The organism is Pleomorphovibrio marinus (assembly GCF_003347495.1).
Taxonomy (GTDB): domain Bacteria; phylum Bacteroidota; class Bacteroidia; order Cytophagales; family Cyclobacteriaceae; genus Pleomorphovibrio; species Pleomorphovibrio marinus.
On the sequence record NZ_QCXY01000015.1, the window covers coordinates 1 to 11,408 of the forward strand.

8 protein-coding genes are annotated in these 11,408 nt (G+C 42.8%); 7 read left to right on the forward strand and 1 reads right to left on the reverse strand.

Annotation, left to right across the window (positions count from 1 at the left end; genetic code table 11):
* From DB520_RS24980 to DB520_RS25005, 6 genes are all read left to right on the forward strand, one after another.
* Positions 1–786, forward strand: a 786-nt coding sequence (locus tag DB520_RS24980; RefSeq protein ID WP_157972246.1) for a hypothetical protein, incomplete at its 5' end; no start/stop codon positions are given.
* Positions 776–1,696 carry a sulfotransferase family protein gene (locus tag DB520_RS24985; RefSeq protein WP_114752524.1) on the forward strand — a complete coding sequence of 307 codons (921 nt, stop codon included), beginning with the start codon at positions 776–778 and terminating at the stop codon, positions 1,694–1,696. The genes DB520_RS24980 and DB520_RS24985, both read left to right, overlap by 11 nt.
* Entirely contained in the window at positions 1,693–2,805 is a 1,113-nt protein-coding gene (locus tag DB520_RS24990) for a glycosyltransferase family 4 protein (protein WP_114752525.1), read from the forward strand. Before DB520_RS24985 ends, DB520_RS24990 begins: the two co-directional genes overlap by 4 nt.
* Complete coding sequence (locus DB520_RS24995; RefSeq protein WP_114752526.1) at positions 2,802–3,539, forward strand: sulfotransferase family 2 domain-containing protein; 738 nt, start codon at positions 2,802–2,804, stop codon at positions 3,537–3,539. The genes DB520_RS24990 and DB520_RS24995 overlap by 4 nt, the downstream gene beginning before the upstream one ends.
* Positions 3,539–4,558: a DUF354 domain-containing protein gene (locus DB520_RS25000; protein ID WP_114752527.1), complete on the forward strand. Its 1,020-nt coding sequence runs from the start codon at positions 3,539–3,541 to the stop codon at positions 4,556–4,558. Before DB520_RS24995 ends, DB520_RS25000 begins: the two co-directional genes overlap by 1 nt.
* A 3-nt stretch (positions 4,559–4,561) precedes the next feature.
* The gene (locus DB520_RS25005; protein ID WP_114752528.1) at positions 4,562–5,869 is read left to right on the forward strand and encodes a UDP-glucose dehydrogenase family protein; all 1,308 of its coding nucleotides are present in this window, start codon (positions 4,562–4,564) and stop codon (positions 5,867–5,869) included.
* 1,207 nt (positions 5,870–7,076) lie between these two features.
* Here DB520_RS25005 and DB520_RS25015 read toward each other — a convergent pair.
* Entirely contained in the window at positions 7,077–8,783 is a 1,707-nt protein-coding gene (locus tag DB520_RS25015; protein ID WP_114752530.1) for a capsule assembly Wzi family protein, read from the reverse strand.
* A 53-nt stretch (positions 8,784–8,836) separates the two neighbouring features.
* Between DB520_RS25015 and DB520_RS25020 the strand changes: the two genes are divergently transcribed.
* The gene (locus DB520_RS25020; RefSeq protein WP_198675455.1) at positions 8,837–10,894 is read left to right on the forward strand and encodes a polysaccharide lyase family 8 super-sandwich domain-containing protein; all 2,058 of its coding nucleotides are present in this window, start codon (positions 8,837–8,839) and stop codon (positions 10,892–10,894) included.
* Positions 10,895–11,408: the final 514 nt, after the last annotated feature.

An 11,408-nucleotide genomic window follows, 5' to 3' on the forward strand; every position in this document is an offset into this window, starting at 1 on the left:
TCTCAATTTACTGTTGGATATTTAAGTGGTTTACGTTTATTTCAAGTTATAATACCTTTTTTCTTTCTTCCTTTTCTAACTAATCTCCAATTTAAAACATATTTTAGATATTTTATTATTTTTATATTTATTTTCTCTTTTTTTGCTTTACCTATTATTACATTAAGGAGAGGGCCTACTGTAGCTATATTTTTAGGATTGTTTGTTTATTTTATTTTTATTAAAAATAAGATTGTATTCGTAAAATACCTTTCTCTTTTGTTTTTTGTTTTAATAAGTTTTTATCTTTTTTTTAATGATATTATTTTAAGTCGATTTGAGCTAAGGCAAGATAAATTTGAAAGAACAATAGATATTGATTCTACCTTAAGTGAGGAAGATAGATTTAGGGAATATTCTGCAGTTTATAATTTAATTTCTAAAGATTTATATAGTCTTTTTTTTGGTACAAATGAATTATTCAATACTAGAAATAATTATGGTAGAGGCTTTTATGCTGATAGAAGGTTACATGTTGACTTTACTTTATTAGCGCATGGAAGTGGTATTTTAGGTTTATCTATGTATTTGTTTATTGTTATTTACCTGGTAAAAATTGGTAAAAAATTATCACATTTTAATAATAGTTTGTTTGGTAATAAATTGATTAGTGTTTATTATTCTTTGATTTTTGTTTCACTATTTGTTTCACTATCTGGTGGGATAGAGTCAATTTCATATAGATGTTTATTGTTTATGAGTTTAGGTGGTATATATGGAACTTTAAAAAGTTATTATGAAAATTAGAAAACCTAATTTATTTATTATTGGTTCTGTAAAGTGTGGGACCACTAGCTTATTCAATTTTTTGCAGGAATCTGAAGATGTTTTTTTTCCAAAACAAAAGGAACCGCATTTCTTTATCCAAAACTTTCAATGTTTTCCATTTTCAGGACCGGATGATTTATGTTTTTATGAAAGATATGCTAAGAATATCGAAGAATATGAAAAACTTTTCCTCAATGCAGGCAACAATAAGATCGTCGGTGAGGCTTCAACTATGTACTTATCAGTTCCTTCTACTGCCCATAGGATTAAAGAATACAACCCAGAGGCTAAAATCATAGCAGTGATTCGAGATCCCGTATCAAGGGCTTATTCTCATTTCTTACACCATGTTAGAGATGGAACGGCTTTTACCAAAGATTTTTCAAAATGGATTGAGATGGAAGAATCCGGTAAATTGAATGATTGGGCACCGCATAGGCGGTTGATTGAGATTGGTATGTATGGTAAACACCTTCGGCAGTATTTTGACTGCTTTGATAGAACTCAAATTCTGGTAATTAAATTTGATGACCTGATAGGGTCTCCTAGCTCTACACTAATTAATGTATGTGAGTTTTTGAATATTTCGTCGAAAATAGCACGTATTAAGCTCCAAAAGCACAATGCTTCTGGAATGCCCACAAATCCTGCCTTTCATAATGCTTATTTAGGTAGTTTAAGGTTCATCCGCAGGAATCTTCCATGGCTTTCCTATTCTCCTTTAGGGAAGCTTAGGAAAAAATTTGATCAATATTATAGAAATAAGTTTTTGTCTAAACCTGTGCTTCAGGGAGAATTGAAATCCAAGTTGGCCGAAATTTATAGTCATGATATTGATATTACGGAATCAATTACTGGGTTAGACTTAAGTAACTGGAAAATTAAATGAGGATTTGCATAATTACCAACAGTTTTCCTACAAAGGCCAATCCTTTTAACCAGATTTTTGTAAAAAAGTTTCAAGATGAACTTGTAAAGCAAGGCATGGATGTCCAACTTTTTTATAATCCTATATTTAGGATTTGGGGAAATGCCAATAAAGTTAAAAATTTTTTTGCTAATTTATTAAAGTACGTATTCTTTTTTTTTAGTTTCATCCCCTTCTTATTAAAAAATGGATTAAAGGTGGATGTATTTTTTACCCAGGGAATTATATTTTGTACTTTGGCTGCTGTTTTGTATAAAAAGATTTCTGGAACCCCTGTAGTTTGTTATGTTCATGGTGGTGATTTAAATCGGCTTTATAGAAAGAAAAACCTAAGCTTTAAAATTCTTAAGTATTCATTAGATAATTCTGATTATATAATAGTAAACAGTATAAATATTTATAATAAAACTATATTAGTTACAAATAATATAAATATCAAAATAATTTCTCCTGGTGTTGACTTATCTGTAATGAAACCACTTATGGACTTAAATTCCCTTAAAAAGAAATATTCAATCCCTTCAGACAAGAAATTTTTTCTTTTAGCTGGTAACGCAATCAAAAGAAAGGGTTTTGACTTATTTTTGGGAGCCATATCAAAATTAGAGCCATCAATAACTTCTCGGATCTTTGTAGTTATCTTAACAGATGGCCCGGAAAAAGAGTTATATAATAAGATTATTGCGGATAATGGGCTCTTAAAATTTACTTCATTACGAGGGAAAGTATTTCCTCAAGAGTTGAACGATTATTATAATATGGCTGATTTCTTTATTTTTCCTTCAAGACAAGAACCCCTTGGTTTAGTGGGGTTAGAAGCAATGACCTCAAAGACCATTGTAATAGGTTCAAATGTGGGTGGTATTCCGGAATTTGTTATTCCAGGTGTTACCGGACTATTGTTTGAAAATGGAAATGTTGATTCATTGGCAGATTGTATAATAAAAGTATTGAAACCCGAGTTCAATGCTTCCAACTATTTTGCTGAAATAGAAAAAATGATTTTTAAACATTCTCTTTCGAATAGTGTAAAATCTTTTATTCAAATTTTTAAGACTGTAAAGAAATGATCATCAGCCACGAACATAAATTTGTCTTTGTCTGCCTTCCCCGCACGGGTACCACGGCCATAAGAAAGGAACTTTGTGAGCAATACGGTGGCACTCCTATTCTTTATAAACATGCCTCCTATGATGTCTTCCTCAGACAAGCAAATAAGGCTGAAAAAAACTATAGGGTAATTGCCTCTGTACGTAACCCCATGGACCGTACCGTAAGTCTTTATTTTAAATATTTATCCAACCATGACCAGATTCAACAGGGCCAAATCAAAGAAATAGGAGATAAAAACCTTTTTCAGCGCTCCCTGCTTTTCCTTGCCAATAAAATCTTGGCCAAAAGAGCTTCTGCTGTGGCAAGTGGGGGGCTTGATTTTGCCACTTTTTTCCTGAAATTCTATTCTACTCCCTATTCCGATTGGCATTTTCTGTATTGGGATAGGTATGATCAAATAGTCCGCTTTGAACATCTTTCGGACGATTTTCATCAAGCATTGGAAAATATGGGTATCATCCCTAAAAGACCCCTTCCTATCGTCAATAGAACCAAAAAAGAAAACAAACCCTTTTGGGAATATTACCGGGGATTGGAACAAGAAGCGGTGAATACTTTTGACATGGCATTTCGTAAATTTGGCTATTCCTTCCCCCCTCATTACCCTTCTCCCAATTGGAGCAACATGGATAGCATCCGCCATCGGGTTTCCTTTCGTCTTAAAAAGTTTTATTGGAAATATATCCGCTGATGAAGATCCTTATTGATATCAAGCATCCTGCCCAGCTTAACCTTTTTAAGCATCTGGCCACCGCCCTGAAAGAAATAGGGTGGGAGGTGCTTATCTGTTATTTGCAGCGAGGAAAGTTGCCCAAGATCATAGAAAAGGAATACCCAGGGTTTGAGTGTATCCCGGTAGGGGCAAGCAGGGGCAGCAAATGGTCTATACTATGGGAAGGAAACATAGCCAGGGTAGGGACTTTCCTCTCCTTGATCCGGAAACACCGGCCCTGTATCTGTGTGGCGGCAAGCAGTGCCCCACTGGCATTGGCCTGTAGGCTTACCGGTACCCCTGTGATCCAGTTTTATGACGACCCGGAACGGAAGCGCATCAATGCCGTCAATGCCCGGCTTTCCAATCGCATCTTTTTCCCGCCCATTGTGGAGGAAACCTCCAAGGTGGGTATTTTTAATTGCCTTAAGGAATGGAGTTACCTAAGTCCTGCCCGGTTTAAGCCCGACCCTTCTGTTTTGGGGGAATATGGCCTTAGGCCGCATTCCTATATTTTTGTCCGGGAGGTCAGCAACCAATCCTTTAACTACTATGATCAGAAGGCCGATATTGTGGGTAGCTTTGCCGGGCAAATTACTCCCGATATGCCTGTGCTCCTTTCCCTGGAGGAAAAGGCCAAGTCCCACCTCTACCCCAAGGCTTGGATGCAATTGAAAGAGCCGGTTTCCGATATCCATTCCTTGATGTACTATGCCAGGCTGGTGGTTTCTTCCGGGGATAGCATGGCCCGGGAGGGGGCCATGTTGGGGGTGAGGAGCATCTACTGTGGGGTGCGCAGCATGAGGGCCAATGAGTTCCTGATGCCAAGGGGGCTATTGGAACACCATCCCGGGGAGCAGGCGCTTGCCCCTATCAACACCTATATCGCTTCCCCCTTTGACGCCGATGGTCAAGGAAAGGTGCGGCAGGCAATGAATAAGGAGTGGGACGATATGCTGGAGTTTATGTTGGAACAAATTGAAGCATTTAAAAAATAGAAAATGAAGATTTCCATTTTTGGATTAGGTTATGTGGGATGTGTAAGCCTGGGTTGCCTGGCCCAAAACGGCCACGAGGTAATCGGTGTGGACATTCACCCGCTCAAGGTGGACTTGATCAACCATGGTAAACCCACCATCGTAGAAAAAGATATCGATACCATCCTAAAGGAACAGCATACCCGGGGAAGGGTATCCGCTACTTTGGACGCCAATAAGGCGGTGCTGGCTACGGACATAAGTATCATCTGTGTGGGCACCCCTTCTTCTTCCAAGGGGCACCTTGACCTTGGCTATATCTTTAAGACCGCCGAGCAGATAGGGGAGGCCTTAAAGGAAAAGGCAGGCTTCCATACAGTGGTGATCCGGAGTACCGTGTTGCCTGGCACTAACCGGAAGTTCGGCGAAGTGATGGAGAAATCTTCCGAAAAAAAACGGGGGGAGGACTTTACCGTGGTTTCCAATCCCGAGTTCCTTCGGGAGGGTACGGCGGTGAAGGACTACTACCATCCTTCTGTTACTGTCCTTGGCGGGGATCACCAAGAGGCCCTTGCCCAGGTTGCGACCCTATACGAGGTGTTGGATGCACCCATAGAGATCACGGATATAGAGGTGGCAGAGGTCATCAAGTATGTGAACAACAGCTTCCATGCCCTTAAGATCACCTTTGCCAACGAGGTGGGGAATATCTCCAAATCCCTGGGAATAGATTCCCACAAGGTGATGGAATTGTTTTGCAAGGATACCCATCTGAATATCTCTCCTGCCTATTTCAAACCGGGTTTTGCCTATGGGGGCTCCTGTCTGCCCAAGGACCTTAAGGGGCTGGTCACCCTGGGTCATGACAACTATGTGGCCACGCCAGTCTTGAACGGGGTACATGAATCCAATGAATACCAGAAAAGGCAAGCCTTTGAGCTGATTGCCCGTACCGGCAAGCGTAAGGTCTGTTTCGTGGGGCTTTCCTTTAAGGAAGGCACGGACGACCTGCGGTACAGCCCCTCTGTGGATTTGGCCGAGAGGCTAATAGGAAAAGGGTACCAGATCCGCATCTACGACCCCAACGTACATCTGTCCAAATTGGTGGGTGCCAACAAGTCCTTTATCAATGAGCACCTGCCTCATCTCTCGGAACTGATTGTGGAAGATTTTAATGACGCCTTAGGGGATTCTGAGGTGGTGTTGGTAAACCACCGGAATTTCGATGCCAAACCCTATAAAGAGGCTCTGGCCCAAAAGGCGGCGGTCGTGGATTTGGTAAGGATAAGGGAGTTGGAGGATATGGCCAATTATCAAGGGTTGTGTTGGTAGAGACCATCCCCCAGCCCCCTCCTAAACAGGAGTGGGAGGTTGTTTTGCGTCTTGGAGAAGTAATTCCCTGGAGTGATTAGTTTAAAAATTCCATTGAGAAATCCGGTGCCGCTAGGCACCAAATGTGGGTAGAAAACATCAATAATTACAAAAGAGCCGTCCCAGTAGGGACGGAATTGGACATTGTTCCAATGGCGCATCCTCTCTGCTTTTTTTCTTCTCCCTAACCCACGGGTTAAAACCCAAAGTTATTACCCCGTGAGCTTTTTATACCCGTCCAGGTTGTGGTGTTTCGGTGCCAAACCCAATAATTGGAACAAGCGGTGTCTAACACAAAGATTCGGGTCTCCATGCCCCTAATCCTGAGCTGGTAATCAACCAAAAAACCCTCAATCAAAAACTTTGTGTCCTCCGAGCTTCTTCGCGTCCTACGCGACCAAAACCTCCCGAAGCCCTACCAAAATCTCGATCGTAAACCATCACCAAGTCCCTGCATCTTTCATCCACAATACCTCCTCTTCCCTCGCGTTTTTGCCCTCACCCCAACCCTCTTCCTTGAGGGAGATGGCGTTTGTAAACGTTAGGGATGTGGGTGCTTGGGTAAATTTTGTTTAGGAACCAATTGTGGCTAAGATTCTCCAAGGAATAGCAGAACATCCTTACATCAACCACCAAAGACCACGGCGGTGGCCAAACCTTTCAATAGATCTTGAGAAAAACAATGCCCCCGCAACTATGAAGTGGTTGAACTCCACTCCACTTGCTGATGGGTATAAACATAATTTTTTTTGCCTGACCTGTTTCCACCCTCGCTACCAACCTCTGGGAGTTTTTGCGCTTTGCGGAGAAATAATTCCCTGGAGTGATTAGTCCAAAATTCCATTGAGAAACCCGGTGCTGCCAGGCACCAAATGTGGGTAGAAAACATCAATTATTACAGAAGAGCCGTCCCATTAGGGACGGAATAGGCCATTGTTCCAATGGCAGGTCCTCTCCGCTTTTTTTCTTCTCCCCAACCCACGGGAAAACGGATGACCCCGAGCCTCAAATAAACTCCTTTTATAGCATCAATTCATGCGGTTCCCTCCCTGCCAGAGGCAGGTATGAGTGTAAAAAATCCACCGAAGCCCTACCAAAATCTCGATCTACCATCACCAAGTCCCTGTGTCTCTTGATCCCTAAGTCTCCCAAAAAAAGAGCCCCTGGATTATAAAATATATGCCATCCTAAAATCCAAATGCAAATTACTTTGCCGCAGGGATGGGGGTACTGGATTCCCCAGCTCCAAATCGGGGTTGTAAAAATGGTAGTTGAAGGATCGGATAAACTTGGCTCTGGCTTCCAATAGATAGCGCCCATAGCGCTCAGAAGCCCCTACCCCTATGCCCAGGTCCACCCAGGGCAATACTGCCACCCCGTCGGACTGCGCAAGACGGAAAAAATTCTGGTCCCTGGCTAGCCTTTCCAAGCTGAGCTCATACTTCCTATACTCCTTCACCAGACTAAATTCCATGATGGCCAGATTTCCGCTTATACCCAATCCTGATCCCAGGATTTGTCCCCTGTTGGTCAACCCGTGCCTCACTTGGTTGTTGTCATAAAGCCCTAGCCCAAAATTTGGCCTACCCCTCCATCTTACATTATTATTGATGGAGATTTGCGTCTGTGTCATCTCCCCCCTGATGCCCAGCCAATTCTTGTCCGGCATGGGCAGGTACTTGCTGAATCCCAGGGTATAGGCTCTGCTGTGTTCGGGGTTCAATACCACATCCCTCCAATTGAGGGCATGGTCGTTTCTCAGGTACTCCATATAGAACTCGAACTTGGCTGCCGGGATAACCCATCGGGCAAAGCCCGCCAGGTTTTGGTCTTCCCTCAGTTCTATATTTTCGATATTGCCCTCCCCCTCCTTCGGTAGGGGGGCAAATAAGGGGAAATAGGCCCTTACGTTGGAGCGCATGTCCTCCCTGTACACCTGGAAGGTCCTGCTGATGCCCAATGAAAAGCCTTCCAAAAAACTGGGGGAATAACTGACAGAAATGCCCGTAAAATACCGCCAAAGGTCATGGTTTTTTGGCTCGAAAATGTTGGAGTGGGCATTGTCACTGAAATGGGTAAAACCCGATCCCCCCAGCCTTCCCACAAAGTACTGCCCCTCAAAATCCCCCATAAAGGTTTTTGCGGGTTTTCGGGTTTGCAGGGTGAGGTGGGGAAATCCCTGTGCGTTGTCACTCATGAGCAGTGCATTGAACTGACCAGGGCCCCACCACATGTTTTCGGTGGACAGCCCTGCGGAGAAGCTGCCAAAATTGTAACGGATATGCGATTGCCCCCAGCCCATCCGGAAATGGGGGGTGTCCCCATGCCTCACCGGGGCATCCACACCGTTTACCCCCCTGTTCATCCTTTGGAAAAAGGGGTTAGGGGCATCCTCCGGATATTCAGGGAATGAAAGGTTCTGCGCATAAAACATTTGGGGATAAAACTGAAAGCTCCAGTTTCCTTTTTTTATATGTACCCCGGCACTGACCATCGTTTGCAAGCCCCTGGCAGGCAGCATCATGCCGTCACCCCAACCGTAGGGGTGCCCGGTGTTCACCCTGCTACGGTAATCGATGGGCAATAAGCTGGATTGGAAATTGCTAGTGTCCTTGAGAACCGGTAAATTCGGTATCAAAGAAGAGGGGGGATCGGTCAGAAATGGGGAATCTGCCTCTGGGTACAATTCCTCCAACCAAAGCGGGGAATAGTTAAAGCTGGGGCTTGTAGGAACTCTTCCCATGACCTGTTCCCTTCTAAGGTAATCTTGAAGGAGTGGGAAACCTAAGGGGAGGGTTTGGCCTAAGGCTTCTCCTGACAAGGAAATAGTACACACTAAAACGAGGAAGATGGATGAATTGGTAAAAGTGTTCATGGTTGATGGTATATAGGCCTAAACACCGCCTAAGGCAATATTCTAAAAAAATTATGGTAAAACAAACAGATGCATCGAATTCTTATAGGGGTAATTATAGGGTGATTATTGGCACCTTCTGGTTCCTTACACTGTCTTTTTTATTCCAGTGCAGTCCCAAGCCACTGAAAGGAGATTACTCCCATCATGAAGCCTTGGCTCTGGAGCGGTATGCCACCTTGGTGGACCAAAAGGTGAGTAATGCACAGGCAAGAAGGATAATGGACAGGTACGCAGGGGGGAGCTGGAAGGATATTGACTATACCCATAATGCCCGTACAGGATGGAAAACCATTATGCATCTCAACAGATGTGTACAATTGGCCAGAATCCATTACGGCAAAGCCTCTCAAGAAAGGGGAATGTCCAAGGAAGAAGCCAGGAAAATGCTGGAAGGAGCCCTTTATTATTGGAAGGAAAAGGATTTCCGCAACCCCAACTGGTTTCAGAATGACATAGGGGTTCCAGGTAAGTTAAGGGACGTACTGGTTTTGATGGAGGGGGAATTGGCGCCCGATCTGAGGGAATGGATCCTGGGCAGGCTAGCGGAAGATACCTATGGCAACAAGTCGGGAACCAACCTTATTTGGCTGGCGGATATCAAAATGCACTTGGGACTTTTTAGGTCTGACCCTGCCTTGATTGCAAAGAGCATGGAGTTAATAGCAGGGGAAATTCATGTAGGGGAGGGCTTGGGAATACAAGAAGATTACAGCTTTCTTTTCCATGATCGCAGGCTACAGATGTATTCCTATGGAAGGGGGTTTTTGGAAGTTACTGCGCAAATTGCTTGGCAAATGAGGGATACCCCTTGGGCCTTGGAGGAAGAAAAGGTACAGGTGTTGAGGAACTTTGCCCTTGAGGGGTACCAATGGATGGCCAGGGGGAGCTTTTCGGTGCCTTCCACCATGGACCGCTCTTCCAGCAGGCGAGGGGGATTGACACGCCCAAGGTCCATAGCAACTTTCGAGATGCTGGCAGAGTTGGATATGGAATTTAAAAACGAATACGGGAAGTTAATTGCAGCTCAGCGCTCTGTGGAAGCTTTTTCTCTAGTAGGGATCAAGTCTTTTCCCAAGGCCGATTTTCTGGTGAAGCATGGCAAGGAGGGCAGTTTCTTTGTAAAATGGCTTTCCGATCGCACGCTGCCCACAGAATCCATCAACAACGAAAACCTGAGGGGAAGGCTTTTGAATGCCGGCAATGTTTTCATACTCAGGGACGGAACCGAATATACCAATCTTATGCCCTTTTGGGACTGGGATCTATTACCTGGTTTTACCACTATAGAAGGTGTCGAAGCCATCAGGAGGGAGCCTTTTACTGGTGCTTTGGTACATAGGGAGACCGCCCTAATATATATAGACGTAAAATTACTGGGTACTGAAGACCAGCAAGTGTTAAATGCCAAAAAAGCCTGGTTCATACAAGGAAACACCTTGGTGGGATTGGTTAGTGACATACAAAAGAAGGGGGAGGGAATGGTTACCACAGCCCTTGACCAAAGCCGCTGGCAGGGGAAAACCACCTGGGTCAACCAAAAAAAGGAACTCGGAATGGGCAAGCATAAAATGGAAGGGGAGGCTTGGGTCTTGCATCATGGGGTGGCCTATTATTCCGTTGGAAAAGGGCAATATATGGAGGTAAGGCAAGAGGAGGTTAGTGCTTATTGGGAATCGGTCAACCTTAGGTATAGAGGGGAGGATCCGGTTTTTGACAAGGTTTTTCACCCCTTGGTCATAACCGATGGAACCGAAATAGAGTATGCCATACAGCTTATTCCCAATGGAGCAAAGCAACCAAAAAAGCATTGGAAGACCCTGCAAAATGATACTGATGCCCAGGTGATTGAATGGGAAAATGGGGTAATAGTAGGGGTGCTTCATGCCATGGAAAAACCATTAGAGATTATGGGCTGGAAACTGGAGGCAAATATGCCAGTCCTATTTTTGATCGAGGATGAGGTGCTATTGGCATCACGCCCGGATACCGGGATTAAGGGGTTGAACCTGAGGGTAAACGGTAAAAAATTGAATAAGACAGTTAATAATCAATTGGTGCTTGATCTTTAGGTTGGTAAGAAGGAATTCTTGTTAATTTTATATTTTTTAAAACGGTAAAATTACATTTTAAAATTATATTAACAACAGTCCTTAATAACCGGGGTTTTCATAAATGGTTTTTATTAAATTTTTTCTTAAAATAAGCATAGGTTTAATTTTTCAATTAACCGGAAGCACAGATATATCATCTCGGAGTAAGTAGCTACGTTCCTCCTAAAATTATCACAACTAATAAATTAAGAATTATTTATTTTTATGCTTTTCTGAATTTGAACGGAAAAAACTAAAAATCTTATTATTTACTAGTAAAAATTCGATTAAATATAATTAATCAGATAAAAAATAAACCTTAAAAGTGAGAAAAAGTTAAGTTATCAAACTTCTTTTTGAGGGAACAAGTGTTGGAAATCCGGAATGTAAATATTTTTCACATCAAAAAATTTGTTTTTTAAATAAACAAAATAGTCTTTTGGAACAGTAGAATTCTTTTTGTCAATTGTCGACTGCAGAGTTATTGGGATTC